Source organism: Streptomyces sp. NPDC005566, assembly GCF_040605575.1.
Taxonomy (GTDB): domain Bacteria; phylum Actinomycetota; class Actinomycetes; order Streptomycetales; family Streptomycetaceae; genus Streptomyces.
The window spans coordinates 102,907-128,189 of record NZ_JBEXDB010000017.1; the positions used below are offsets into that span (position 1 = coordinate 102,907).

Annotated in this window: 22 protein-coding genes and 1 pseudogene; 16 read left to right on the forward strand and 7 right to left on the reverse strand. The window is 70.0% G+C overall.

All coding sequences use genetic code 11. The features are described 5' to 3' along the window. Positions 1-45 precede the first annotated feature (45 nt). Positions 46-738 carry a class I SAM-dependent methyltransferase gene (locus ABZS61_RS25720; RefSeq protein WP_356425770.1) on the forward strand — a complete coding sequence of 231 codons (693 nt, stop codon included), beginning with the start codon at positions 46-48 and terminating at the stop codon, positions 736-738. A gap of 121 nt (positions 739-859) precedes the next feature. Here the strand turns inward: ABZS61_RS25720 and ABZS61_RS25725 are convergent, their stop codons facing one another. Together ABZS61_RS25725 and ABZS61_RS25730 are read right to left on the reverse strand one after the other, a co-directional pair. Next, entirely contained in the window at positions 860-1,231 is a 372-nt protein-coding gene (locus ABZS61_RS25725) for a fic family toxin-antitoxin system, toxin component (RefSeq protein WP_356425773.1), read from the reverse strand. Then, the gene (locus tag ABZS61_RS25730; RefSeq protein WP_356425776.1) at positions 1,228-1,455 is read right to left on the reverse strand and encodes an antitoxin; all 228 of its coding nucleotides are present in this window, start codon (positions 1,453-1,455) and stop codon (positions 1,228-1,230) included. Before ABZS61_RS25730 ends, ABZS61_RS25725 begins: the two co-directional genes overlap by 4 nt. A 358-nt stretch (positions 1,456-1,813) precedes the next feature. Between ABZS61_RS25730 and ABZS61_RS25735 the strand changes: the two genes are divergently transcribed. Then, positions 1,814-3,349 (forward strand): amino acid permease, encoded by a 1,536-nt coding sequence (locus ABZS61_RS25735; protein WP_356425779.1) that lies wholly within the window; start codon positions 1,814-1,816, stop codon positions 3,347-3,349. 58 nt (positions 3,350-3,407) lie between these two features. Here ABZS61_RS25735 and ABZS61_RS25740 read toward each other — a convergent pair whose 3' ends face one another. Beyond that, a complete protein-coding gene (locus ABZS61_RS25740) occupies positions 3,408-4,043 on the reverse strand; it encodes a helix-turn-helix domain-containing protein (protein ID WP_356425782.1) in 636 nt (211 codons plus the stop codon). Between the two features lie 181 nt (positions 4,044-4,224). Between ABZS61_RS25740 and ABZS61_RS25745 the strand changes: the two genes are divergently transcribed. The 11 genes and pseudogenes from ABZS61_RS25745 to mug all read left to right on the forward strand — a co-directional run bounded on the left by ABZS61_RS25745 (position 4,225) and on the right by mug (position 18,191). Next, on the forward strand, positions 4,225-5,043 hold the full coding sequence (locus tag ABZS61_RS25745) for an urea amidolyase associated protein UAAP1 (protein ID WP_356425785.1): 819 nt from the start codon (positions 4,225-4,227) through the stop codon (positions 5,041-5,043). Then, on the forward strand, positions 5,040-5,678 hold the full coding sequence (locus ABZS61_RS25750; protein ID WP_356425788.1) for an urea amidolyase associated protein UAAP2: 639 nt from the start codon (positions 5,040-5,042) through the stop codon (positions 5,676-5,678). The genes ABZS61_RS25745 and ABZS61_RS25750 overlap by 4 nt, the downstream gene beginning before the upstream one ends. Next, entirely contained in the window at positions 5,675-9,217 is a 3,543-nt protein-coding gene (locus ABZS61_RS25755; protein WP_356425792.1) for a 5-oxoprolinase/urea amidolyase family protein, read from the forward strand. The genes ABZS61_RS25750 and ABZS61_RS25755 overlap by 4 nt, the downstream gene beginning before the upstream one ends. Continuing rightward, positions 9,214-10,893, forward strand: a complete 1,680-nt coding sequence (gene atzF / locus ABZS61_RS25760) for an allophanate hydrolase (RefSeq protein ID WP_356425795.1) — start codon at positions 9,214-9,216, stop codon at positions 10,891-10,893. The genes ABZS61_RS25755 and atzF overlap by 4 nt, the downstream gene beginning before the upstream one ends. A 65-nt stretch (positions 10,894-10,958) precedes the next feature. Continuing rightward, a pseudogene (locus tag ABZS61_RS25765) lies at positions 10,959-11,398 on the forward strand (GNAT family N-acetyltransferase). A gap of 344 nt (positions 11,399-11,742) precedes the next feature. Then, on the forward strand, positions 11,743-13,080 hold the full coding sequence (locus ABZS61_RS25770; RefSeq protein ID WP_356425798.1) for a hemolysin family protein: 1,338 nt from the start codon (positions 11,743-11,745) through the stop codon (positions 13,078-13,080). Further along, the gene (locus ABZS61_RS25775; RefSeq protein WP_356425801.1) at positions 13,077-14,099 is read left to right on the forward strand and encodes a hemolysin family protein; all 1,023 of its coding nucleotides are present in this window, start codon (positions 13,077-13,079) and stop codon (positions 14,097-14,099) included. The genes ABZS61_RS25770 and ABZS61_RS25775 overlap by 4 nt, the downstream gene beginning before the upstream one ends. A gap of 93 nt (positions 14,100-14,192) precedes the next feature. Continuing rightward, the gene (locus tag ABZS61_RS25780) at positions 14,193-15,029 is read left to right on the forward strand and encodes an SGNH/GDSL hydrolase family protein (RefSeq protein WP_356425804.1); all 837 of its coding nucleotides are present in this window, start codon (positions 14,193-14,195) and stop codon (positions 15,027-15,029) included. A 202-nt stretch (positions 15,030-15,231) separates the two neighbouring features. Next, positions 15,232-16,026, forward strand: a complete 795-nt coding sequence (locus ABZS61_RS25785) for an SAM-dependent methyltransferase (RefSeq protein ID WP_356425807.1) — start codon at positions 15,232-15,234, stop codon at positions 16,024-16,026. Between the two features lie 97 nt (positions 16,027-16,123). After that, positions 16,124-17,566, forward strand: coding sequence for an adenylosuccinate lyase (gene purB / locus ABZS61_RS25790; protein ID WP_356425810.1), 1,443 nt, complete (start codon positions 16,124-16,126; stop codon positions 17,564-17,566). Between the two features lie 19 nt (positions 17,567-17,585). Continuing rightward, positions 17,586-18,191: a G/U mismatch-specific DNA glycosylase gene (gene mug / locus ABZS61_RS25795; protein ID WP_356425813.1), complete on the forward strand. Its 606-nt coding sequence runs from the start codon at positions 17,586-17,588 to the stop codon at positions 18,189-18,191. A gap of 45 nt (positions 18,192-18,236) precedes the next feature. Here the strand turns inward: mug and ABZS61_RS25800 are convergent, their stop codons facing one another. Further along, on the reverse strand, positions 18,237-18,980 hold the full coding sequence (locus ABZS61_RS25800) for an ABC transporter permease (protein ID WP_356425815.1): 744 nt from the start codon (positions 18,978-18,980) through the stop codon (positions 18,237-18,239). A gap of 5 nt (positions 18,981-18,985) precedes the next feature. Beyond that, complete coding sequence (locus tag ABZS61_RS25805; RefSeq protein WP_356425818.1) at positions 18,986-19,921, reverse strand: ATP-binding cassette domain-containing protein; 936 nt, start codon at positions 19,919-19,921, stop codon at positions 18,986-18,988. Positions 19,922-20,028: 107 nt separating this feature from the next. On the opposite strand from ABZS61_RS25805, the gene ABZS61_RS25810 reads away from it, so the two are divergent. The 3 genes from ABZS61_RS25810 (at position 20,029) to ABZS61_RS25820 (ending at position 23,114) form a co-directional block, all read left to right on the forward strand. Next, positions 20,029-21,201 carry a histidine kinase gene (locus tag ABZS61_RS25810; protein ID WP_356425821.1) on the forward strand — a complete coding sequence of 391 codons (1,173 nt, stop codon included), beginning with the start codon at positions 20,029-20,031 and terminating at the stop codon, positions 21,199-21,201. A 4-nt stretch (positions 21,202-21,205) separates the two neighbouring features. Beyond that, a complete protein-coding gene (locus tag ABZS61_RS25815) occupies positions 21,206-21,856 on the forward strand; it encodes a response regulator transcription factor (protein WP_356425824.1) in 651 nt (216 codons plus the stop codon). Between the two features lie 100 nt (positions 21,857-21,956). After that, on the forward strand, positions 21,957-23,114 hold the full coding sequence (locus ABZS61_RS25820; protein ID WP_356425827.1) for an ROK family protein: 1,158 nt from the start codon (positions 21,957-21,959) through the stop codon (positions 23,112-23,114). A 128-nt stretch (positions 23,115-23,242) separates the two neighbouring features. Here the strand turns inward: ABZS61_RS25820 and ABZS61_RS25825 are convergent, their stop codons facing one another. Then, on the reverse strand, positions 23,243-24,010 hold the full coding sequence (locus ABZS61_RS25825; protein ID WP_356425830.1) for a GntR family transcriptional regulator: 768 nt from the start codon (positions 24,008-24,010) through the stop codon (positions 23,243-23,245). 310 nt (positions 24,011-24,320) lie between these two features. After that, positions 24,321-25,205 (reverse strand): RNA polymerase sigma-70 factor, encoded by an 885-nt coding sequence (locus tag ABZS61_RS25830; RefSeq protein ID WP_356425833.1) that lies wholly within the window; start codon positions 25,203-25,205, stop codon positions 24,321-24,323. Positions 25,206-25,283 lie beyond the last annotated feature (78 nt).

Below are 25,283 nucleotides of genomic sequence, written 5' to 3' on the forward strand. Positions count from 1 at the left end.
GGGGAGAATCGAGGTAGCCGTACCTGTCCCTCGAGGAGGTCCGTCATGCCGAGGTCCGTCACGCACCTGCGCAGCACGAAGATTCCACGGGATGCGGTGCACCACCCGGTCTTCGCCCGGTTCTACGCCCGGATGAGCGTGACCGCCGATCTGAAGGGCGGCATCGCCGCCCACCGCGAGGAGCTCCTGTCCGGGCTCTCGGGCCGGGTCATCGAGATCGGCGCGGGCAATGGCCTCAACTTCGCGCACTACCCCGGGGCCGTCTCCGAGGTGGTGGCGATCGAACCCGAGCGCAGCCTGCGTCAGCTGGCGGCCGGGGCCGGCCTGCGTGCGGAGGTCCCGGTCGATGTGGTGCCGGGCACGGCCGAGGCACTTCCGGTCAAGAGCGAGGCCTTCGACGCGGCCGTGGCCTCGCTCGTCCTGTGCACCGTCCGGGATCTGCCCCGGGCTCTCGGTGAGATCAAGCGCGTGCTGCGGCCGGGCGGTGAACTGCGCTTCTTCGAGCACACGCTGGCGTCCGGCCGGGCGCTGGCGACCGCTCAGCGCGCGGTGGACCGGACCGTCTGGCCGCTGCTCTTCGGGGGCTGTCACACAGCGCGGGACACCCTTGCGGCGATCCGGGCGGCCGGCTTCGAGCTGGGGACGTACCGCAGGCTGCGGATCCCGGAACGCGGTGTGCAGTTGCCGTCCTCACCCTGCGTACTCGGGGTGGCCCGGCGCCCCATGGCCGTGGACTGAGGCACCCCGGCGCACGGCCGCGGACGCAGGCGCGCCGCCACGGGGACTCGGGCACACGGCCCTGCACTCGAACTCGCCGCCGTGGACCCTGATACGCGTCCCGTGGGCGCAGCCTGCACCGTCACAGCGTCCACTGGCGCAGTTCGTCCGCGATGGCCCGGACATCCGCCTTGCCCTCCTTCACCAGCAGGGCCAGGTCGCGGACCTGCTCGGGCGATGTGATGACCTTGAGCCCCGACGCGATGAGGTAGCCGTAGGCGACTGCGGACGCGAACATCGCGTTGGAGTGCTCCAGAGCCGGTACGTGGAGGAGCAGCTGCAGCAGGGCTGCGGCCCGGGAGTGCGGATCGCTGTAGACGGGGCTGCCGAAGATCTCCGCCTCGTGCCGGCCGACTGCCGCTACGAGGGCACCCCAGTCGACGACCTGCGGATCGCCGGGCGTCTTGTGCTCGGCGACCATGAGCAGCCAGGAAAGGTCGATCTGCAGGTTCAACGGCTGCCTTTGCGCTCCGTGCCGAACTCTTCGGCGAACACCGACTCGTACTGCTTCATGAAGTCGGCTGCGGCCTCGACGAAGGTGTGTCCCACCTCGCCCGCGTCCTGTCTGACGAGCTCCTCTATGTAGCGGTTCACGCTCATCCCCCGCTGCAGCGCGCGCTGTCGCGCTGCTTCGGCGGTGGCCTCGTCCACTCGAACGTTCAGCTGAGTCTTGGGCACACCATCACGCTAGCGTGCCTGTGCTAGCACCGGCAAGAGGAACCGGCACGTGTCCCGTGCACCGGTGACCGCCGTCCGCCGGACGCGCGGCCGCACACGGCCCGGCGAGGCATCGGTGAGCTGCGAATACGCCGCCACGCCTCCCTCTTCGCGTCGCACGCATCCGAGTGGTGGACACCTGCGGGCTGCGGGCGCGCCCCGTGCCGGAGTGAGCGCTTCGGCTCCGCGCGGACACGACTGCGTCATCCGGCGGAAACACCCTCTCCCTAATTTCTATCGTCCGACAGGAATACGGCTTCGGCCGACTGCCCCGCGCTCCCGGAACCCGTCCGCCCTCCCCCTGAGAGCAGGTCCAGCCATGGCCGCCACCGCCCCCGCCGACCTACGTCCCGACCCGCCCGTACCCCCGGCCGCGGAAGCCGGCTCCTCCCTCGAGGAGTTCGGCTACCGACAGGAACTGCACCGCAGCCTCGGCCGGTACGCCTCCTTCGCCGCCGGATTCTCGTTCATCTCCGTCCTGACGACGGTCTTCCAGTTCTTCGCCGTCGGCTACGCCTTCGGCGGCCCGGTCTTCTTCTGGGCCTGGCCGGCCGTGCTGGCCGGACAGCTGCTGGTCGCCGCGTGTTTCGCCGAACTCGCCGCCCGCTACCCGATTTCGGGTGCGATCTACCAGTGGTCGTCCCGGCTCAGCAATCTGACCTTCGGCTGGTTCGCGGGCTGGATCATGGTCATCGGTCAGGTCGTGGTGGTGGCAGCCGCGGCCCTGGCTCTCCAGATGGTGATGCCCCCGATCTGGTCCGGTTTCCAGATACTCGGCGGCGACCCGTCACCGCTGTCGCCGACCGGGGCGGCCAACGCGGCGGTCCTCGGTACGCTTCTGCTGGTTCTGACGACCTGGGTGAACGTCATCGACAACCGCGTCATGTCGGTGATCAACCGGATCGGGGTGACGGCCGAGATCATCGGTGCCGTCCTGATCGTGGTGCTGCTGCTGACGCACTCCGAGCGCAGTCCGGGCATCACCTTTCACACGAGTGGCGCGGAGACGGGCCTGTTCGGCGCCCTGCTGGTGGGTTCGTTCACGGCCGCGTACGTGATGATCGGCTTCGACAGCGCCGGGGAGATGAGCGAGGAGACCCGCGATCCTCGCCGGACCGCCCCGCGCACGATCCTGTCCGCGCTCGGGGCGGCGGGCCTGCTCGGCGGCCTCCTGGTACTGGGCGGGCTGCTGGCCGCGCCCAGTCTCACGGACGGGAACCTCGCGGCCGACGGCATGAGCTACGTCCTGACCAGCAGCCTGGGCGACGGCCTGGGCCGGGTTCTGCTGGCCGATGTGGTGGTCGCCATCGTGGTGGCGACGCTGGCGGTCCAGACGGCGGCGTGCCGGATGCTGTTCTCGATGGCCCGTGACGGCCAACTGCCCTGCTCCGGACTGCTGTCCAAGGTCAACCGGCGCACCGGGATGCCGACCGCACCCGCGGTGGTCGTCGGGGTACTCGCCGCGGCGCTGCTGCTCCTCAACTTCTCCTCGCCGGACGCGTTCCTGGCCATCGGCACCACGTGCATCGTGATGCTGTACCTCGCGTACTCGATGGTGACCGGCCCGCTCCTGGTCCGTCGGCTGCGCGGCACGTACAAGTCCCGCACCGAGGCCCTGGACGAGGCGGGCAAACCGCTGTTCTCACTGGGGCGCTGGGGCCTGCCGGTCAATGTTCTGGCTCTGCTCTACGGCCTGTTCATGACGGTCAACCTCGCCTGGCCCAGGGCAGAGGTCTACGACCCGGCGGGCGGCCACTGGTACTTCCAGTGGTTCACGGTCCTGTTCCTGACCGGCACGGTCGTCCTCGGCGCCGCGTACCGCACGTACTGCAAGCGAGCCGCTTCCGCGCGCTGAAAAACCCGATGGCCCCGGATCCCGGCAGTACCGCCGGTGTCCGGGGCCGCCGTGTGCCCTACCCGTCGCGTCGCGCCCCGGCGATCCGCAGCGCCGCGTCCGCCGTCGCGGCGGCGAACACGTCGGCCGACCGCTCCGGGTCCGAGCGGTGTACCAGGATCACACCTTCGATCAGGCCGAAGACCAGATCGGTACGCAGCGCCAGCTCACCCTTGTCGAGGTCCGCGCACGCCTCCGTGCCGGCCAGCAGCTGCCCGTACGCGTCCTTGAGCTCGGTCCGGACGCGATGGAATCCGGCGAACCGTTCCGTCCGCACCTCGGGCAGCACGTACAGCGCGCCCAGATTGTGCGGGCCCGCGCACAGCAGTGCCACATCCGAGCGGCACAGCTCCCACAGCCGGTCCTCCGCGCTGGTCGCGTCGTCGGCGAGCAGCCGCCGTGCCACCGCCAGCGACGGGGTGACGGTGGATTCGAGGAGCTCCGCGAGCAGATCCTCCTTGCCGGCGACGTAGTGATACATCGTCGCCTGGCGCATGCCCGCCCGCTCGGCGACGGCCCGGGTGGTGGTCGCCGAGTACCCGCGGCTGGTGAACAGTTCGGCTGCCGCGCTCAGCAGTTCGTCTCGCGCGGACAGACCGCTGTCGGGCCGCTGCTGGGCGCGCGGGCGACCGACCTTTCTTCCGGTGGGAGGCATGAGGCCGATCGTCGCACATCGCGGACTCCGCGGATCTTGGTGAGCGGTCGGTAACGCGTCCGCAATGGACGGGCAATGCACCCGAATCCCCGGCGACCTAATTTCTGTCGAGCGACAGAAATTGGTGCGCGGCCCCGAAACGAGCCGCGTACCGATGCCACCGCCGACCGGAGGTCCAGCCATGGCGACAGCGACAACACACGGAGCGCGGGAGCACGCCCGCTCCCAACACGTCACCCGTACACGTGACATGCCGGTGGTGCCTGCGGCCGACTGGCCGGCCGGCCTCCCGGGCGATGCTGTGTGGGCCGAGACCGTCGCGGGCGGCAACTACACGCACCGCGTCCTCGCCCGCGGTACGGAACTGCGCCTCACGGACCTCGACGGTGACGCCTGCGCCCATGTGCTCCTGTACGCCGACGGCCGCCCGTGGGAGCGGCTGAACACCGCCGACACGGTCAAGGTGCAGTGGAACGCCTATCTCGGCGCGGACCGGCTGCTCCTGTCCGACCAGGGGCGTGTCCTCGCTTCGGTGATCGCCGACTCCTCGGGCCGGCACGACGCGCTGTGCGGTACGTCGACCCTGCTGCGCAACACCGCGCGGTACGGGGACGGCACTCCGCAGTCCGGCTCCCCCGCCGGTCGTGAACTGCTGAAGCTCGCCGCCACCAAGAACGGCCTCGAACCCCGGGATCTGCCGCCCTCCCTCTCCTTCTTCCAGGGCGTGGAGATACGGGAGGACGGCTCCCTGGACTTCACCGGCTCGGCGGGAGCGGGCACGGCCGTGACACTGCGCGCCGAGCAGGACCTGACGGTGCTCGTCGCGAACGTCCCGCATCCGCTGGACCCCCGCCCGGCGTACACCTCTACCTCGCTGGAGGTGCTCGCCTGGCGTGCCCGGCCGACGCGTCCCGGCGACCCGCTCTGGGACGCCACACCCGAGGGGCGCAGGGCCTTCCTCAACACGTACGACTTCCTCACCGCCAGGGGGCGAGCATGACCCGGACCACCGCCACGACCACCTCCGCCACGATCCCCGCACGGGCCGCGTGGTCCGCCGTGGTCCGCGCCGGCGAGCACCTCACCCTCACCGACCTGCACGGCAACCAGGCCGTCGACTTCCTCGTGTACGACGCCCGGGACACCGCCGTCCGCTACAGCGCGCCGGACACCCTCCAGGCGCAGGGCAGCATCTTCCTCACCACCGGCAGCGTGCTGATGTCCAACGAGCACACCCCTCTCATGAGGGTCACCGACGACACCTGCGGCCGGCACGACACCATCGGCGGCGCGTGCTCCAAGGAGTCCAACACCCTGCGCTACGGACACCACACCTGGTCGCAGCACGCCTGCGTGGACAACTTCCTCGCGGAGGGCGCCCGGCACGGGCTCGGCAAACGGGATCTCGTCTCCAACATCAACTGGTACATGAACGTGCCGGTCGAGAAGGACGGCACCCTCGGAATCGTGGACGGCATCTCGGCGCCCGGCCTGCACGTCACCCTCCGGGCCGAGACGGACGTCCTGGTCCTGGTCTCCAACTGCCCCCAGATCAACAACCCGTGCAACGGCTTCGACCCGACAGCCGTCGAGGCCACCATCACCGCCCCCGCGGCAACGGAGGGCGCGCGATGACCTTCGACACCCTCCTGATCGCCAACCGCGGCGAGATCGCCGTCCGGATCATCCGGACGGCCCGCGAACTGGGCCTGCGTACCGTCGCGGTGTTCTCCGACGCCGATCGCTCCACCCCCCACGTCCGGCTCGCGGACGAGGCGGTGCGCCTCGGCCCGGCGCCGGCCAAGGAGTCGTACCTCGACGCCGATCTGGTCCTCAAAGCAGCCAAGGACACCGGCGCCGGTGCCATCCACCCGGGATACGGATTCCTCTCCGAGGACGCGGAGTTCGCCCGGCGTTGCGAGGACGCCGGCATCGTCTTCGTCGGTCCGACCGCCGATCAGCTGGAACTGTTCGGCGCCAAGCACACCGCCCGGGCGGCAGCCGAGGAGGCGGGTGTCCCCCTGGCGCCCGGCACCGGACTCCTCCCCGACCTGCCCGCGGCCCTCACCGCCGCGGACCGCATCGGCTACCCGGTGATGCTCAAGGCCACCGGCGGAGGCGGCGGAATCGGCATGTCGGCCTGCCGGTCCGCCGAGGAACTGACCGACGCCTGGGAGCGTGTGCAGCGCGTCGCAGCCGCCTCCTTCTCCTCGGCGGGGGTCTTCCTGGAGCGGCTCGTCGAGGACGCGCGGCACGTGGAGGTGCAGGTCTTCGGCGACGGCCGGGGCCGCGTGGTCACCTTCGGCGACCGCGACTGCTCGCTCCAGCGCCGCAACCAGAAGGTCCTGGAGGAGGCCCCCGCCCCGGGGCTCCCGGACGCCGTCCGCGGCCGACTGGCAGCATCCGCACGCGAGCTGTGCGCCTCGGTCGGCTACCGGTCCGCGGGCACGGTGGAGTTCGTGTACGACGCCGCCCGCGAGGAGGTCTACTTCCTGGAGGTCAACACCCGCCTCCAGGTCGAACACCCGGTCACCGAAGAGATCTTCGGTGTCGACCTCGTCGCCTGGATGCTGCGCCTGGCGCAGGGCGACACCGACGTCGTGCGGGAGCCGTCGGCGCCGCGCGGCCACGCGGTCGAGGCACGGGTGTACGCCGAGGACCCGACGCGCGACCACCGTCCGGGCGCGGGCCTGCTGACCCACGTCGCGTTCCCCGAGGCCGAGGGCATCCGTGTGGATACCTGGATCGAGACGGGGACGGAGGTGACGACCTCGTACGACCCGATGCTGGCCAAGGTCATCGCGTACGGCACCGATCGCACCGACGCCCTCACCCGGCTGGACGAGGCCCTGGCCGCGACCCGGGTCGACGGCATCGAGACCAATCTGGGCCTGGTGCGGGCCGCGCTGGCCGACGACCGGGTCAGGGGCGCCGCACACTCGACCGCCACCCTGGCCACGGTCACGGACCCGACCCCCCGTATCGAGGTGGTGGCCGGCGGCACTCTCACCACCGTGCAGGACTGGCCCGGTCGCACGGGCTACTGGCAGGTGGGCGTACCGCCTTCGGGCCCCATGGACGACCTCTCCTTCCGGCTCGGCAACACCGCTCTGGACAACGCCCCGGGCGCGCCCGGCCTCGAATGCACGCTCCAGGGCCCGACTCTGCGCTTCACGCATGCGACGACGGTCTGCGTCACGGGCGCACCCACCCCCGTGACGCTCGACGGCGAACCGGTCGGGCAGTGGGAGCCCCTGACCGTTCCGGCCGGCGCCACCCTCGCCGTCGGGACCCCGGCCGAGCACGGACTGCGGACCTACATCCTGTTCGCGGGTGGCGGCCTGGACGTCCCCGGCTTCCTGGGCAGCGCCGCCACGTTCACGCTCGGCGGCTTCGGCGGACACGGCGGGCGCGCGCTGCGCACCGGTGACGTCCTGCACAGCGGGACCGACGGGACCGACGCGACCGCGGGTGACGCCGTCCCGGACGAGGCACGTCCGCACTTCGGTAGCGTGTGGCGGATCAGGGCGGCCGAGGGCCCCCACGCAGCGCCGGAGTTCTTCACCGAAGAGGACATCCACGACTTCTACGCGGCCGACTGGAAGGTCCACTTCAACTCGGCCAGGACCGGTGTGCGCCTGGTCGGTCCCAAGCCGCGCTGGGCCCGCACCGACGGCGGCGAGGCGGGCCTGCACCCGTCCAACATCCATGACACGCCCTACTCCGTGGGCGCCGTCGACTACACCGGCGACATGCCGGTGCTCCTCGGTCCCGACGGGCCCTCACTGGGCGGGTTCGTCTGCCCGGCGACAGTGGTGACGGGCGAACGCTGGAAACTGGGACAGCTGCGCCCCGGCGACACGGTCCGCTTCCAGCCGGTGACCATTACCGGTGCGCCGCGCCCCGCGATCGTCGACGGCGGCATCCTGTTCCAGGACGGTTCCCTCACCTACCGCCGCAGCGGCGACGACAACGTCCTGGTCGAGTACGGGCCGATGCAGCTGGACCTTGCGCTGCGGATGCGCGTCCACGCGCTGATGGAGGCACTGACCGCGCAGGCCGTCCCCGGCATCACCGGTCTCACTCCCGGCATCCGCTCGCTCCAGATCCAGACCGACCCCTCGGTCCTTCCGCAGGAGCGCCTCATGGAGCTGCTCCACCGCACCGAGGCGGCGCTCCCGCCGACCGACGACCTGGTCGTACGGTCCCGGACCGTGCATCTGCCGTTGTCCTGGGACGACCCGGCGACCCGGGAGGCCATCGCGCGCTACATGGCGGGGGTTCGGGACGACGCTCCCTGGTGCCCGTGGAACATCGAGTTCATCCGCCGGGTCAACGGCCTGGACTCCGTCGACGAGGTCTACCGCACGGTCTTCGACGCCGAATATCTGGTGTTGGGGCTCGGCGACGTCTATCTGGGTGCGCCCGTTGCCACTCCGCTGGACCCGCGCCACCGGCTGGTCACCACGAAGTACAACCCGGCCCGCACCTGGACGGCCGAGAACTCGGTCGGCATCGGCGGCGCGTACCTGTGCATCTACGGGATGGAAGGGCCCGGCGGCTACCAGTTCGTGGGCCGCACGACCCAGGTGTGGTCGGGCTGGCAGCAGCGCGGTGCCTTCGAGCCGGGTTCGCCCTGGCTGCTGCGCTTCTTCGACCGCATCAAGTGGTATCCGGTGGAGGCGGACGAACTCCTCGAGCTCCGCGCGGACATCGCGTCCGGGCGCTTCGTACCGCGCATCGAGGAGGGCGAGTTCTCGCTGGCGCGGTACCAGGCGTTCCTCGACTCGAACGCCGCGTCGATCGCCGCATTCCGCACCCGGCAGGGCACGGCGTTCGGCGCCGAGCGTGACGCCTGGGAGGAGGCAGGCGAGTTCGCAAGGGCCGAGGCGGTGTCCGCCCCGGCCGAGGTGCCCGTGGAGATCGAGATACCGGAGGGCGGCCGACTGCTGGAAGCCGAGTTCGCCGCATCCGTCTGGCAGTTGAACGTGGCCGCGGGGGACACGGTCACGGCGGGTCAGCCGCTGCTCGCCCTGGAGGCGATGAAGATGGAATCCCGCGTTCATGCCCCGATGGACGGCACGGTCCTCCGGATCCTCACCAAGCCCGGCGCCCAGGTGAAGTCGGGAACACCGCTGCTCGTCCTGTCCCCCCGACCCGAGGTGGCACCATGACCGACCCCAGCCCCGTACTCCGGCGGGTCCGTGCGGCCCACGCGCGTGTCCGCGCAGCCGACCGGCCCGAGATCTGGATCGACCTGCGTCCGCTCGCCGATCTGGAGGAGGAGGCCCGCGCTCTGGACACCCGCATCGCCGCGGGCGAACGCCTTCCGCTGTCGGGACGTCTCCTGGCGGTCAAGGGCAACATCGACGTGGCCGGGCTGCCGACCACGGCCGGCTGCCCCTCGTACGCGTACGAGCCCGCCGCCGACGCTCCCGCCGTGGCCCGTCTGCGCGCGGCCGGTGCGCTGGTGATCGGCACGACGAACCTCGACCAGTTCGCCACCGGTCTGGTCGGGACCCGCTCCCCGTACGGTGCCGTGCGCAACGCCGTCGACCCCTCCCGCGTCAGCGGCGGTTCCAGCTCCGGGTCGGCGGTCGCGGTCGCCCTGGGCATCGCCGACCTGGCACTCGGCACGGACACCGCGGGATCGGGGCGCGTTCCTGCGGCCTTCAACGGCATCGTCGGTGTGAAGCCGACCCGAGGTCTCGTACCGACCGAGGGAGTGGTGCCGGCCTGCGCGAGCCTGGACTGCGTCACGGTGTTCGCCCGTACGCTCCCCGAGGCGGAACAGGCACTGGGCCTGATGAGCACGCCCGCACCGCGCGCCGTACCTCCCCGGACACCGGGTCCCTGGCGCGTCGCCGTTCCTCCCGTCCAGCAGCTGGGAGCGCTCGACCCCGGCTGGACGGAGGCGTACGAGACCGCCGTCGAGCGGCTCCGCGCGGCAGGTGCCGAGATCAGGCCGCTGGACCTCACCCCGTTCACCGAGGCGGCCGCCCTGCTGTACCAGGGGGCGTTCGTAGCCGAGCGCTACACCGCCGTGGGTAACTTCATCGACAGCACTCCCACGCCCACGGATCTCGACCCCACGGTGGCCGCGATCATTTCGGCGGCCCGCGATGTCCCGGCGCACCGCCTCTTCGCCGATCAGGACCGTCTGGCCCGTCTCCGTACAGCGGCCTTGCACGCACTCGGCGACTCCGACGCCCTCCTGCTCCCCACCACGCCCGGGCACCCCACCCTCACCGAAGTGACCGCCGACCCCGTGGGCGCGAACACCCGACTGGGACGGTTCACCAACTCCACGAACCTGTTCGACATGTGCGCGCTCGCCGTCCCCGCGGGCGACGTCGCGGGACTGCCCTTCGGCGTCATGCTGATCGGCCCGGCCGACACCGACGAGCGGCTGCCCCGGATCGCGGTACTCCTGACCCCGCCCGTACAGCTCGCCGTGGTCGGCGCCCACCTGACGGGCCAGCCGCTCAACCCACAGCTCCTCGCGCTGGGCGCCCGGCTGATCCGTACGACGAGGACAGCGCCCTCCTACAGGCTGCACGCGCTGCACACGACTCCCGCGAAGCCGGGCCTGGAACGGGTCGCCGAGGACGGCGCAGCCGTGGAGGCGGAGATCTGGGAACTGCCCCCGGAGGGGCTGGGGATACTGACGGCACAGCTCCCTCACCCGATGGCGCTCGGCCGCATCGACCTCGCCGACGGCACCACGGCCCCTGGCTTCCTGTGTGAGCCGTATGCGCTGCACGGGGCGGCGGACATCACCGCGCACGGTGGCTGGCGTGCGTACCGCACCGCGGAAACCGGCGGGGGTGGGCGCGCGGCCACACCATGACCACACCATTCCTTCGGCGGGGAAATGGTGCGCAGAGAAGGTCGGCGCTCTGCTTGGGTCGTCCCATGAGCGATATCCATTTCCGTTCCGCAACCCTCGCGATCCGTTGCGCGACCCTCGCCGACATCAGCAGCGTCCTGCGGTTCTGGGGTGAGGCCGCAGAGGGAACAAGCATCAGCGACGACTACGACGGGGTGGCCGGGCTCATCTCGAGAGACCCGGAAGCCCTGCTCCTCGCAGAGCGCGAAGGTGTCCTCGCGGGAACCGTCATCGCCGGTTTTGACGGCTGGCGATGCTCCGCCTACCGGCTCGCCGTACACCCGGACCACCGCCGGCAAGGCGTCGCCACCGCCCTGATGCCGCAGCGGAGCAGCGGTTCGTCGCCCTGGGCGGGCGCCGGGTCGACGCCATGGTCCTGGAGGCCAACGAGGCGGCGCACCACACATGGGCGGCGGCCGGATACCACCGCGAGGATCACTGGCGGCGCTGGGTGAAAGCGCTGTAGACACACGTGGGACGCCTCTGCCTCCCTCTGCCTGTGACTCTGCCTCTGCCTCTGCCTCTGCCTCTGTTTCTGCCTCTGCCTCCGTCGGATTCGGACCTCCTTCCGCGCATGCCGGAATCCGATGCGGGCAGAGGACTGAAGCACCTCACCTGCTGCGACCATGGGTGACCTCCGGGGACGCCCCGGGCACCCGGCATTTTGCCGATCCTTTACTATGGATCCTCAACCGTCCCACTTCTCGAAAGGTGTGAGCGTCCGCCCATGGGCGAGCCTCCCAGTAGTAGATACCGCCGACATCGCGCGAACCTCCTGCCCCTGCACGATCATGGGACGGAGGTGAACCGATGACCGAAGTACTTCTGCTCCTCGTGGCGGTGCTGCTCTCACTCGCCTGCGGCGCTTTCGTGGCGGCGGAGTTCTCACTGACCACCGTCGAGCGCGGCGAGCTCGAACGGGCCGTCGAACGAGGTGAACGAGGTGCGGCGGGAGCACTCAAGGCTGTCCGCAGCCTCACTTTCCAGCTCTCCGGCGCGCAGCTCGGTATCACCGTCACCAATCTGGTGGTCGGCATGCTCTCCGAGCCGTCCATCGCCAAGCTGATCCGGGGACCGGTCGAGGCCATGGGGGTCTCCCCCGGCGTGGCCTCCACGCTGGCACTCGTGATCGGTACCGCCCTGTCCACCGTGGTCCTGATGGTGGTCGGCGAGCTCGTCCCGAAGAACTGGGCGATCTCGTCCCCGCTGGCCGTCGCCAAGGTGGTCGCCACTCCGCAGCGAGTCTTCACCGCCGTCTTCCGCCCGTTCATCAGCCACCTCAACAACACCGCCAACCGGATCCTGCGCCGCTTCGGCCTCGAACCGACCGAGGAGCTGGCCTCCGCGCGCAGCCCGCAGGAGCTGGTGGCCCTGGCACGTCACTCCGCGAAGGAGGGCGCGCTGGAGGCGGACACCGCGGAACTGTTCGTGCGCACCCTCAACCTGTCCGAGCTGACCGCGGAGAACGTGATGACCCCGCGCGTCCAGGTGACCGCCCTCGAAATCCGGGCGACCGCGGAGGACGTCGCGAACGCCACCCGGGCGACCGGCCTCTCCCGCTTTCCCGTCTACCGGGGCAGCCTGGACTCGGTCGTGGGGGTCGCGCACATCAAGGACGTGCTGGCCATTCCGGCAGCGCAGCGACCCCGCAAACGGGTCGCGGACATGCTGCGCGAGCCGCTTCTCGTGCCCGAGACCCTCACCGTGGACCGGTTGCTGGACCGGCTGTCCGGCAAGCTCGCCATGGCCGTCGTCATCGACGAGTACGGCGGCACTGCAGGAGTCGTGACGCTGGAGGACATCGTCGAGGAGGTCGTCGGCGAGGTACGTGACGAGCACGACCCGCACGAGACGCCCGACCTCGCACCCGCCGGCGAGGACGCCGACGGTCGCACCCTGTGGTCGGCCGACGGCGCGGCCCGCACGGACCAGCTCCGGACCATCGGGCTGCGGGTGCCGGACGGACCCTACGAGACACTCGCCGGGGTCATCGCCACCGAGGTCGGCCGCATCCCCGTGGTCGGCGACACCGTTGAGCTCACGGGCTGGCGGCTCGATGTCGTGGACGCTTCGGGGCACCGCGCCGCGCGCGCCCTGCTGCACGCCCCGCTGCCCGGTACCGACGATCCGACGGAGAACGAACGATGATCGCCGTGCAGCTCTTCATCGGGCTGCTGACCCTGGTCGTGAACGCCTTCTTCGTCGGCGCGGAGTTCGCTCTGATCTCCGTACGGCGCAGCCAGATCGAGCCGGAGGCCGAGGCCGGAAACCGGCGGGCGCGCAGCGTCATCTGGGGCCTCGAGCACGTGTCGGCGCTCCTCGCGGCGGCGCAGCTGGGCATCACGCTCTGCACCCTGGTGCTCGGTATCGTCGCCGAGCCCGCCATCGCGCACCTGCTGGAGCCCGTCTTCGACGCGGTGGGGGTGCCGCACGGACTGGTTCACCCGATCTCGTTCGTCATCGCCCTGACCGTGGCGACCTATCTGCACATGCTGCTCGGCGAGATGGTGCCGAAGAACGTCGCGCTGGCCGAGCCGACCCGCACCGCGCTGCTGCTCGGACCGCCGCTCGTGACTCTGGCCAGGGCGCTGCGCCCGGTGATCTTCACCATCAACGCCTTCGCCAACGCCTTGCTGAAGCTGTTGCGGGTGGAGACCAAGGACGAGGTGTCCGCGACCTTCTCCGACGATGAGCTGGCCCGGCTCGTCAAGGACGCCGGTGACGCAGGCCTCGTCGACGACCGCTCGGCGGAGCGGCTGCGGCATGCCCTGGAACTCGGCCGACGGCCGGTCCGGGACGTCCTGCTGCCGGTCGACCGGGTGCTGTACACCCGGGTCGGGACGACGCCCGAGGAGCTGGAGCGGCTCTCGTCGGAATCCGGCTTCTCCCGCTTTCCCGTCATGGACAGCGAGCAGCGGATTCTCGGGTACCTCCATGTGAAGGACGCGCTGGACGCCACGCCCCGCGACGTTCCGTTCCCGGTAACGGCGATGCGGCCGATCGCCCGGGTGCGGGCCAATACGCCGCTCGACGATGTCCTGACCGCGCTGCGGCGAAGCCGTACACACCTGGCAGCCGTGCTGGACGAGGACGACGACCGGCTGGTCGGCATGGTCACGATGGAGGACGTGCTGCGTGAGCTGGTGGGGAGGGCCCAGGCCCGCTGACGCCCCTGTGCGGCAGGAGGGGCGCGGCTGCGGTCGCGCCCCTCTTCCGGCGGATCCGGCCGCGGGTTCCCTCCACGGTAGGATCGCGTGGTCATGGAATTGAATGCCTCCTACACCAGTCTTGTCGCGGTCGGCGACTCGTTCACCGAGGGCATGTCGGACCTGCTGCCCAACGGTTCCTACCGCGGCTGGGCCGACGTCCTCGCCGCCCGGCTCGCGGTCCGCACGCCCGGATTCCGGTACGCGAATCTCGCCGTACGCGGAAAACTCATCAGCCAGATCGTCGACGAGCAGGTGGCCGTCGCCGCAGCACTGCAGCCCGACGTGATCACGCTCGTCGGCGGGCTCAACGACACCCTGCGGCCGAAGTGCGACATGGGCATGGTCCGGGGTCGGCTGGAGGAGGCCGTGGAGCGTCTCGCGCCGTCGTGCAAGCGGCTGGTACTGATGCGCAGCCCGGGACGCAACGGTCCCGTGATGGAACGCTTCCGTCCGCGCATGGAGGAGCTCTTCTCGCTGGTCGACGACCTTGCGGAACGGCACGGCGCGGTGGTGGCCGACCTGTACGGCGCGCCCTCTCTGGGGGATCCCCGGATGTGGGACGTCGACCGGCTGCATCTGACACCCGAGGGGCATCGGAGGGTCGCCGAGGCGGTCTGGCAGACGCTCGGGCTGCCTGCGGAGAGCGACTGGCAGACCCCCGAGCCGGCTTCCCAGCCCGCCCGCTGGGCCAAGCGGCGCGTCGATGACGTCAGGTTCGCCCGGCAGCATCTGATGCCCTGGATCGGGCGGCGCCTTACCGGACGCTCGTCCGGTGACGGACGGGCCGGCGCGCAGTTCGACGCCGGGATCGGGCGCGCCTTCTGGATCACGCCCGCGGATGCGGCACGTCCCGGCCCTGTGACGGAGTGGCGCCGACTGGACGGCTGACGCCCCCGCACGCCCTGATGCCCCGCCGCCTGTACGCGCCCCGGCCTCCCTTGGCGCACCTGAGCACCGGCTTCCCGACTTCCTGGCTCTATTGCCCCGCAGTCGAGTTGGCGCAGTTGCACCTGGTACGCAAGGGGCGGATGGGCCAGGCTGGTCATCCACCGCGCAGGGGCACCCCTGGGCACCAGGACGGGGATGAACGATGAGTGACGACACCTCGGCGCCGACGGACCGGTTCGACACGGGCACACCGCACTCGGCACGCGTCTGGAACTACTGGCTCGGTGGCAAGGACAACTACGAGGTGGACCGCCTGCTGGGCGCGGCCATGGAGCAGTCGTACCCGCAGATCATCGACATCGCCCGCGCCTCCCGCCTGTTCCAGGCCCGGGCCGTTCGCTACCTGGCCCGCGAAGCGGGGATCCGGCAGTTCCTCGACCTCGGCACCGGCCTGCCGACAGCGGACGCGACGCACGAGGTGGCCCAGGCGGTGGCCCCTTCCGCTCGTATCGTGTACGTGGACCACGATCCGATCGTGCTGGCCCACGCCCGTGCCCTGCTGACCAGCCGGCCCGAGGGCGCCACGGACTACGTGCACGCGGATCTGAGGGACTCCGGGACGGTGCTGCGGGAGGCCGCCAGAACACTGGACCTCCAGCGGCCGGTTGCCCTGATGATGCTCTCGACCCTGGGCCATATCGCGGACGGAGGCGAGGCCGCCGCCCTTCTGCGCAGCTACCTCGACGCCTTCCCCGCCGGAAGCTTCCTGATGCTGTGCGACACGATCGAGACGGACGAGACCCGGGCCGCGTCCGACGACTACGCCGACGGCGGCGCGATGCCCTACATCTCACGACCCCGGGAGATCATGCGCTCCTTCTCGGACGGCCTGGACCTGGTCGAGCCGGGCTTCGGTTCGATCAGCCTGTGGCGCCCGGAGGAGCCCCTCACCGGTGAGCCGGTCGACCAGTGGGGATTCGTGGCCGCGAAGCAGTAGGGGCTCTCATGGGATCAGGCCGGGCATCGCGTTCGTAGGAAAGCACACACCGGCCCGCGGCGTCGGCCTGCAGAAACCGCCAGTAGAATCTGGACACGTGACTGCTGTGTCTGCGAAGCCTCGCATCCCCAATGTCCTGGCCGGCCGCTATGCCTCTACGGAGCTGGCCGTCCTCTGGTCCCCCGAGCAGAAGGTGAAGCTGGAGCGTCAGCTGTGGCTGGCGGTGCTGCGCGCTCAGAAGGACCTCGGGATCGAGGTGCCCGACGCAGCGCTCGCCGACTACGAGCAGGTGATCGACCAGGTCGACCTGGCCTCGATCGCCGAGCGCGAGAAGGTTACCCGGCACGACGTAAAGGCCCGGATCGAGGAGTTCAACGCCCTCGCCGGTCATGAGCAGGTGCACAAGGGCATGACCTCCCGGGACCTCACCGAGAACGTCGAACAGTTGCAGATCCGGCTCTCGCTGGAGCTGATGCGCGACCGTACGGTGTCGGTTCTGGCCCGCCTGGGCAAGCTGGCCGCCGAGTACCGCGAGCTGGTCATCGCAGGCCGCTCGCACAACGTCGCCGCACAGGCGACAACGCTCGGCAAGCGCTTCGCGACCGCCGCGGACGAGCTGCTTGTGGCTTACGGACGGCTTGAGGACCTGCTCGACCGTTACCCGCTGCGTGGCATCAAGGGCCCGGTCGGAACAGCGCAGGACATGCTGGACCTGCTGGGCGGCGACGCGGACAAGCTCGCCGACCTGGAACAGCGCATCGCCGGCCACCTCGGCTTCGCGCAGGCCTTCACCTCGGTCGGCCAGGTCTACCCCCGTTCCCTCGACTACGACGTGGTCACCGCGCTGGTCCAGCTGGCCGCGGCACCCTCGTCCGTCGCCAAGACCATCCGTCTGATGGCCGGCCACGAGCTGGTGACCGAAGGCTTCAAGCCGGGTCAGGTCGGCTCGTCGGCCATGCCGCACAAGATGAACACCCGTTCCTGCGAGCGCGTCAACGGCCTGATGGTCATCCTGCGCGGCTACGCGTCGATGACGGGCGAGCTGGCGGGCGATCAGTGGAACGAGGGCGACGTGTCCTGCTCCGTGGTCCGCCGCGTCGCACTGCCGGACGCATTCTTCGCGTTCGACGGGCTGCTGGAGACCTTCCTGACAGTCCTCGACGAGTTCGGCGCGTTCCCTGCGGTCGTGGCCCGTGAGCTGGACCGCTACCTGCCGTTCCTCGCAACGACCAAGGTGCTGATGGGCGCGGTACGGGCAGGAGTCGGCCGTGAGGTCGCCCACGAGGCGATCAAGGAGAACGCTGTCGCCTCGGCGCTGGCCATGCGTGAGCAGGGGGCCGAACGCAACGAGCTGCTCGACAAGCTGGCCGCCGACGAGCGCATCCCGCTCGACCGCGGGCAGCTGGACGACCTGATGGCGGACAAGCTGTCCTTCACCGGCGCGGCCGGCGACCAGGTTGCCGCTCTGGTGGCCCGGATCGAGGAGATCACCAAGCAGCACCCGGAAGCCGCCGGTTACACACCCGGTTCCATCCTCTGACGGTCCGCACCACCGTCGCATGACACCCGAAGAACTCCTGGCCGCCCGCGACCGCATCGTCCCCGATGTGGTCGCGGGTGGTCTGCGGGTGCTGTTCTGCGGCATCAACCCGAGCCTCATGACCGGGGCCACCGGACACCATTTCGCCCACCCGGGCAATCGGTTCTGGCCGGTTCTGCATCTGTCGGGCTTCACTCCGAGGCAACTGAAACCGTCGGAACAGAACGAGCTGCTCGCCCATGGCCTCGGCATCACCAACGTGGTGGCCCGCGCCACGGCACGTGCGGATGAGCTGAGCACCGCGGAATTCCGCGAGGGAGGCGAACTTCTGTCGGCGAAGGTGGAGCAGCTCAAGCCTTCGTGGCTCGCTGTCGTCGGCGTCACCGCCTACCGCACGGCTTTCGGTGAACGCCGTGCGCAGATCGGTCCGCAGGAGCGGACCATCGGCGGCGCCCGCGTCTGGGCCCTGCCCAACCCGAGTGGACTCAACGCCCACTGGACCGTGAGAACGATGGCGGAGGAATTCGCCCGCCTGCGCTCGGCCGTGGGCCAGGAGGCACGAGGCACATCCGCCCGCCCCGCGCCCCCTGGCCGCCGCACCGCTGAGAGGCCTTGCGGCCCCTGAGGTCCCGGAGAGCCCCGGAGCACTTGAGCCCCGTCGGACACCCGGTCAGGCGTCCCTCTTCCGCACCGCCCACCAGCCGGCGAGCAACGCGGCACCGGCCCACCCTGCGGTGACGGCCAGCCCCGTCCACGGCCCGAGGCTTCCTTCGGGATTCTGGTGGAGCACCAACTGCCCTGCTCGGTCAGGAAGATACTGCGCGACACCGCCTGCCATGTCTCCGACCACGAAGGAGACGATCAGGATGAAAGGTATGAGCAGACTGAGTACGGCAACCGCGCTGCGCAGCAGCGCTGTCAGTCCCGCCGCGAAGAGAGCCATCAGCGTGAGGTAAACACCCCCACCGAACGCCGCACGCAGTGCACCAGGCTCTCCCAGGCCGATCGCGTAGTCGCCCATGAACATCTGGCCCACGAGGAACGTGGTGAAGCTGGTGATCATCCCCACAGCGAGAGCGAGGCCGCCGACCACGGACATCTTGGCTGCGTAGAAGAGGCCTCGACGCGGAACGGCCGAGAGCGATATCCGCATGGCCCCGTTCAGGAACTCTGAGGACAGGGCGGTCGCACCGAAACTGATGGCGGCGATCTGGCCGAAGTTCAGTGCGTAGAAGGCGCCGAAGACCAGCTCGGCGTCCGCGTTGTCCGCCTCGGCCTGTCCGACGGTGGCGAACGTGAGCACGGTGACGGCGAGGGTGGCGGCGAAGACCGCTATCAGGGATCCGGACACGGACCGCACTGACTTGATCTTGATCCATTCGGAGTGCAGAACGGCAGTCGTCGACATCGTCACGGCGGTCAGGCCTCCTGGCGGGCGGTGGGTGATGTGGAGGCGGCGAATTCTGTTTCCGCCGCGGTGAGGTCGAGATAGGCCTGCTCCAAGGTTGCCTGCTCATCGAGGAGTTCGAGGATGGGGATCCCTTCGAAGGCGGCGAGGGCCCCGACTTCCTCCGCCTTTGCTCCCTCCACCGTCCAGCGGCCGTCGTCTCCCTGCTCCGGCTCGTATCCCTTGCGGATCAGCGCATCCCTCAGACGTGTGGATTCGGTTGTCCGGAGCCGTACGCGTGGCCGGCTCCGGGAGTCGAGGAAATCCTGCATCGGCAGATCGACGAGGAGCCGGCCCCGGCCGAGGACCACCAGGTGGTCGGCGAACGACGAGGTCTCGTTCATCAAGTGGCTGGAGACGAGGACGGTGCGGCCCTCGCGTGCCAGCCGCCGCATCAGCTCACGGATCCAGATGATGCCTTCCGGGTCCAGCCCGTTCGACGGTTCGTCCAGCATCACCACCTCGGGATCTCCGAGCAGGGCCGCAGCAATACCGAGACGCTGACGCATGCCGAGCGAGAACGTCTTGATCCGCTTCCCGCCGACCGCGCCGAGACCGGATTCCTCAAGGACCTCCTCGACCCGTCTGCCTGCTATGCCGTTACTCGCGGCGAGCGCCAGCAGGTGATTGCGCGCGGTCCGCGAGCCGTGCGCCGCCTGCGCATCGAGCAGTGCGCCGACCCGGCGCAGCGGGTTGCCGAGCGAGGCGTAGGGCTGTCCGCCGATCGTGGCGAAACCGCCCGTGGCCCGGTCCAGGCCGAGGACGAGGCGCATGGTGGTGGACTTCCCGGCGCCGTTCGGACCGAGAAATCCCGTCACTCGGCCGGGCCGCACGCTGAACGTGAGGTGGTCCACGGCGCGGGTGGGTCCGTAGTCCTTCGTGAGCTCGTGAACGTCGATGCTGGTCATGGCCCCAGACTGGCCGCCGGCCCCGGCCCGTGGCCTCCCCTGCCCGAGTGGACCTTCTCCCTCTCGCGGGGGAGCCTCCCTCCGCTCGGCGCTGGCACGATGGCAGCATGCGCCGCCTCCTCAGACCGCTGGCAATGCCCGCCACCTACAGCCGATGGCTTCACCTGCTCATCCCGTCCGCGGTCGTCAGCGTGTGGCTGTTCATCAGCCCGAGCAGGCCATGGGTTCCCTTCTTCCTCGCGATTCCCGTCGGGCTGCTTCCCGCTATGCGACTCGCTGAAGGGGTACAGGCTCAGCTGCTTCTCACACCGCAGGAGCGCGGCCGTCCGGACGCCGCGATCTCCATAGGGTCCGCGGCGACATGGGCGGACCGCTGGCGCACCGCGGCCTGGCTGGAGGCACGGCTGCTGTTCGCGACCGCGGCAACCTTCGCAACGATCTGGCTGCCTGCTACGACAGTCGACCTCGTCAGTGCCTCGTTCGGAACCCAGTTGAGCGGTGACTGGCTGGTCCGTGGCGTCGAGCCGAGCTGGTGGTTCTTGCTGCTCGCCCCTCTGCCGATCCTGGTGCTGCTCGGGCTGGTCGTCCTGCTCGGCCACCTGATCACACGTGTTGCCCGCTGGTTGCTCGGCCCGTCACCGGTGGAGCGGATGACCGCCCTGGAGGAGCGCACCGAGCAGCTCATCGAGCGCAATCGGATAGCGCGCGAGCTCCATGATTCGATCGGGCACGCGCTGACGGTCGCGGTGGTGCAGGCGGGGGCTGCCCGGACCGTGCGCGACCCCGAGTTCACCGACCGGGCGCTCGCCGCCATCGAGGAAACCGGCCGCAGCGCACTGGACGATCTGGAGCGCGTCCTGCGAGTGCTGCGCGAATCGGACACCCCCGTCAATCGGCGGCCCACGCTGCTCGAGGCCGACAGGCTGCTGGACTCGGCTCGCGGCGCCGGGGCGAAGGTCAATGCGAATGTGACGGGTCCGCTGGGTCTGGTCCCCGACCCCGTGTCCCGCGAGGGCTACCGAATTCTTCAGGAGTCACTCACCAACGTGCTGCGTCACGCCGGCCCCGTCCCCATCCGGGTGAGACTCACGGTGGTGGACGGGTGGCTCGAGCTCGAAGTGGCCAATCCGATCAATGGATCACCGAGGGGGCGGGGCGGCGGCAGCGGCCTGCAGGGCATACGGGAGCGAGCCTCCCTGCTGGGTGGAAAGGCCAAGACCGGCCCGTACGGAGGAGAGTGGATGGTGCACGCGAGCCTCCCGCTGGACCACATACGCTGACCGGATGCCGGTTACCGTACTTCTGGTCGACGACGAGCCCCTCGTACGCACAGGACTGCGTGCGGTCCTCGAGGCACAGCCCGATATCACCGTGGTGGGTGAGGCCGCCGATGGCGCAGCCGTGATCCCCCTCGTGCGTCAACTGCGTCCCGATGTCGTGGCGATGGACGTCCGCATGCCCTTGATGGACGGGATCGAGGCAACCCGGCTGGTGCTGCGCACGGTTCCCGATCCGCCGAAGATCCTCGTGGTGACGACCTTCGAGAACGACGAGTACGTGTACGAGGCGCTGCGTGCCGGTGCGGACGGGTTCCTCCTCAAGCGGGCCAGGCCCGCGGAGATCGTGCACGCGGTGCGGCTGGTGGCGGAGGGGGAGTCACTGCTGTTCCCCGCTGCAGTCCGGCGGCTCGCAGCGGAGTACGGCACGAGCAAGGCGCGGGAGGCGATGGACCGTGCGGCTCTCACCGACCGCGAGGCCGCCGTGCTCCGGTTGATGGCACGAGGCATGTCCAACTCGGAGATCGCCGCGAAGCTCACGGTCGGGGTGGAGACGGTGAAGAGCCATGTCAGCGCGGTCTTGGCGAAGTTGGGCGCCAGGGACCGCACCCAGGCAGTGATTGCCGCCTACGAGTCCGGCTTCGTGGCTCCAGGCTGACTCAGGTCACCTCTCGGTACCGGCTTCCGGAGCCGGTCGCCGCAGCCTGGGTCAGCGAGTACGATCCGGCAGACATGCGCGCGACCTGGGAGGACACACCGTGGGCCGGCTGACCGGTGGGGACCCGTCTCTGCTCCGGCGGATCAATTCCGCGGTGGTGCTGCACGCCCTGCGGGGTGCCCAGTCACCCACCCTCACAGACCTGACACGGCTCACGGGGCTGTCCCGCCCCACCGTCGAGGGAGTCGTCGAGGGCCTCTTCGAGGCAGGGCTGGTCGTCGAGGCCCTGCCGGACGAGAGTGAGGCACGGCGGCAGGGGCGGCCGGCCCGGCGGTTCCGGTTCCGTGCCGAGGCCGGGTACCTGCTGGGTGTCGAGATCGGCCCCCACCGGGTCTCCGCGCTGCTGTCCGGGCTGGACGGAAGGATCGTGGGGGCGGGCTCGCGCGAGGTCTCCGAGACGGCTTGCGCGGATGACAGGATCGATCAGGTCAGGGCCGTGATCGCCGATGTGCTGCGGCGTACCGGAGTCGCGCGGAGCAGTTTGCGCGCGGTCGGGGTCGGCAGCCCCGGGATTGTCGAGGCCGACGGGACCGTGCGGCTGGGCACGGCCCTGCCGGACTGGACCGGTCTGGCCCTCGGCGAGAAGCTGCGGCGCTCCTTCCGGTGTCCTGTGCTGGTGGAGAACGACGCCAATGCCGCGGCGGTGGCGGAGCACTGGAAGGGTGCGGCAACCGAGTCCGACGACATCGTCTTCGTCCTTGCGGGCCTGAGCCCCGGGGCAGGTTCACTGATCGGTGGGCGGCTGCACCGCGGATTCGGCGGGGCGGCCGGCGAGATCGGCGCACTGCACCTGCTGGGCCGGGATGTCACCCCGGAGCATCTCCTCTCGACGACCGACACCCCGCTGGACCCGCTGGACGAGCACGCCGTGGCCGCCGTCTTCGCGAAGGCCAAGCACGGGGATGCCGGGGCGCAGGCCGCTGTCGAGCGGTTCATCCAGCGGCTCGTGCACGACGTCGCGGCCCTGGTTCTGGCGCTGGATCCGGAGCTCGTGGTCATCGGCGGCTGGGCAGCCGGACTGGACGGCGTCCTCGACCCGCTCCGGGACGAGCTGGCCCGTTACTGTCTGCGGCCGCCCCGGGTGGCCCTGTCGCTGCTGGGCGAGGCGGCCGTGGCCACCGGAGCCCTGCGGCTCGCGCTGGACCATGTCGAGGAACAGCTCTTCGCGGTGGAGGCAACGGTGACGGCCCGCCGCTGACTGCGACGGGCCGCACGTCGGGCACGGCACGAGCAGACCGCCGCTGACTGCGACGGGCCGCACGTCGGGCACGGCACGAGTGGGTGCCGGCTTCGGGTGCCGGGGACAGGAACCGCGGCGCCCTCAGGTCAGGAAGCCTGCCGTTCCTGCTCGTCGTGGCTGATCTCCAGCGCCCCCGAGTCCCCGAAGGTCAGGCGGCAGGTGTCCGCCCGGTACGTGGCGACAGATACGGCCGCTGTACCGGAGGCGGCGAAGTAGCGTGTCGTGACCACGAGAACCGGAGCGCCCGGAAGCCGGTCGAGTTCCTTGGCGTCGTCCGCGCGTGCCGATCCGAGCTCGACCGAGCGGTCCTGGCCGTCGAGGCCGAGTCGGTGCAGCTCGCGCAGGACGCTGCGGGCCCGGGTGGGCCCGGACGGCGCTTCGATCGCGGAGAGTTCGGGTACGGACGACGAGGGGACGTACAGGAGCTCCGCCGCCACCGACTGCCCATGGGCGACGCGGATGCGGCGCACCACGTGCACGGGTTCATCGGCGTCGCACTCCAGTACGGCGGCAACCGCGGCGGGAGCTGACGCGATGGTGCATTCGACGGGCTGCCAGGCCTCGTCCGAGCCCCCGCCCGCCCAGTCGTGCTGCGCGGCAGCGACGGCCACACCGACACGAGGCGGAGCGACGGTCGTGCCGACCCCCCGGCGCCGCTGCAGTCTGCCTTCGAGTTCGAGCTGCTCCAGAGCCTGTCGGAGCGTGGCCCTGGCGACTCCGAAACGCGCCGCGAGGTCGCGCTCGTTGGGCAGGATCTCTCCTACCGCAAAGTCCGAGTCGAGTGCCTCACTGAGCACGGTCTTGAGGTGCCAGTACTTCGGCTCCTGTACCGATTCCAGCTGCGTGGTCCCCACCCTGTCCTCCGCATTCGCCCGGCGTCTTTCCGCGACGTTATTTATTAAAGGTCCCTGTCTTAACATGGAGACCTTAGGACGACGTACCACCTTGGTCAAGACCAATCCTCACCCCGTGACAGAGCGAAACGGTCCACTGCCGCAGAGCGTTCACAGGACGTTCGCGGAGCGGTGAGCCCCGCGCAGCACTGAGCCCCACGTCCGAGGAGGCGCGTGGGGCTCATGGGGCGCGTGGGTTTATCGGCAGGCTCGCAGGTGCCGGGAGAGGAACGACGTACGGAAAGCCACCGATTATCCGCCGAGGGGCCATCTAACTCGCGGACAATCCAGAGAGTTTGTCTGGATTACGAACGATATAGACGCATTGAATGAATCCCTCTTCGATGTCCACCTGGAAGACGGTGTCCACTTTTCCGTCGATGAACAGACCCACGGCGGGACCACCGTTGAGCTCCAGGATCCGCGCCTCCATTTCCACGGACATGTCCCGCCCAACAGCGAGGAGGAAGCGGCTGACCTTGTCCGCGGTCTCGATGATCCGCCGCGGCGCCTTCGACTTGCCCCCGCTGTCGCTGACCAGCCGTACATCGGGCGCCAACAGGGCGAGCAGCTTTTCGATGTCGCCACCCGACGCGGCGGAGAGGAACCGCTCGGTGAGGTCACGGCGTACCGCCGGATCCACGTCGTAGCGCGGCTTGCGCTCCTCCACGTGCCGCTTGGCGCGTCCGGCGAGCTGGCGAACGGCGGCCTCGGAACGGTCGAGGGTGACCGCGATCTCGGCATAGGGGAACCCGAAGGCTTCGCGGAGGACGAACACCGCGCGCTCCAGCGGCGAGAGCGACTCGAGGACGACCAGCACGGCGAGGGACACGGAGTCGGCGAGGACCGCCTGTTCCGCGGTGTCGGGGACGGAAGGCCCGAACTCGGTGACGACAGGCTCGGGCAGCCATGGCCCCACGTACGCCTCGCGTCTGGACTGAAGGTGACGCAGCCGGTCGATGGCGAGCCGGGTGGTGATGCGTACGAGGAAGGCCCTCGGCTCCCGCACGTCCTCGCGTCCCGCCGACGACCAGCGGAGCCACGCCTCCTGCACCACGTCCTCGGCGTCGGCGATGCGGCCGAGCATGCGGTAGGCGACCCCGGTGAGGACGGGCCGGCTTTCTTCGAAGAGATCGGTCACGGTGTCGGCAGTCACATCCCCATCCCAGCGGACACATAAGACGCTGTCCAGCAGGAATCACGCGTACCTCTTGAACTACAAGCTACCGGGCGG

What these genes read in the sequence shown, in the direction of transcription:
- ABZS61_RS25720 (WP_356425770.1), top strand. Translation starts at nt 46, where the DNA reads ATGCCGAGGTCCGTCACGCACCTGCGCAGCACGAAGATTCCACGGGAT.
- ABZS61_RS25735 (WP_356425779.1), top strand. Translation starts at nt 1,814, where the DNA reads ATGGCCGCCACCGCCCCCGCCGACCTACGTCCCGACCCGCCCGTACCC.
- ABZS61_RS25740 (WP_356425782.1), bottom strand. Translation starts at nt 4,043, where the DNA reads ATGCCTCCCACCGGAAGAAAGGTCGGTCGCCCGCGCGCCCAGCAGCGG.
- ABZS61_RS25745 (WP_356425785.1), top strand. Translation starts at nt 4,225, where the DNA reads ATGGCGACAGCGACAACACACGGAGCGCGGGAGCACGCCCGCTCCCAA.
- ABZS61_RS25750 (WP_356425788.1), top strand. Translation starts at nt 5,040, where the DNA reads ATGACCCGGACCACCGCCACGACCACCTCCGCCACGATCCCCGCACGG.
- ABZS61_RS25755 (WP_356425792.1), top strand. Translation starts at nt 5,675, where the DNA reads ATGACCTTCGACACCCTCCTGATCGCCAACCGCGGCGAGATCGCCGTC.
- atzF (WP_356425795.1), top strand. Translation starts at nt 9,214, where the DNA reads ATGACCGACCCCAGCCCCGTACTCCGGCGGGTCCGTGCGGCCCACGCG.
- ABZS61_RS25770 (WP_356425798.1), top strand. Translation starts at nt 11,743, where the DNA reads ATGACCGAAGTACTTCTGCTCCTCGTGGCGGTGCTGCTCTCACTCGCC.
- ABZS61_RS25775 (WP_356425801.1), top strand. Translation starts at nt 13,077, where the DNA reads ATGATCGCCGTGCAGCTCTTCATCGGGCTGCTGACCCTGGTCGTGAAC.
- ABZS61_RS25780 (WP_356425804.1), top strand. Translation starts at nt 14,193, where the DNA reads ATGGAATTGAATGCCTCCTACACCAGTCTTGTCGCGGTCGGCGACTCG.
- ABZS61_RS25785 (WP_356425807.1), top strand. Translation starts at nt 15,232, where the DNA reads ATGAGTGACGACACCTCGGCGCCGACGGACCGGTTCGACACGGGCACA.
- mug (WP_356425813.1), top strand. Translation starts at nt 17,586, where the DNA reads ATGACACCCGAAGAACTCCTGGCCGCCCGCGACCGCATCGTCCCCGAT.
- ABZS61_RS25805 (WP_356425818.1), bottom strand. Translation starts at nt 19,921, where the DNA reads ATGACCAGCATCGACGTTCACGAGCTCACGAAGGACTACGGACCCACC.
- ABZS61_RS25810 (WP_356425821.1), top strand. Translation starts at nt 20,029, where the DNA reads ATGCGCCGCCTCCTCAGACCGCTGGCAATGCCCGCCACCTACAGCCGA.
- ABZS61_RS25815 (WP_356425824.1), top strand. Translation starts at nt 21,206, where the DNA reads ATGCCGGTTACCGTACTTCTGGTCGACGACGAGCCCCTCGTACGCACA.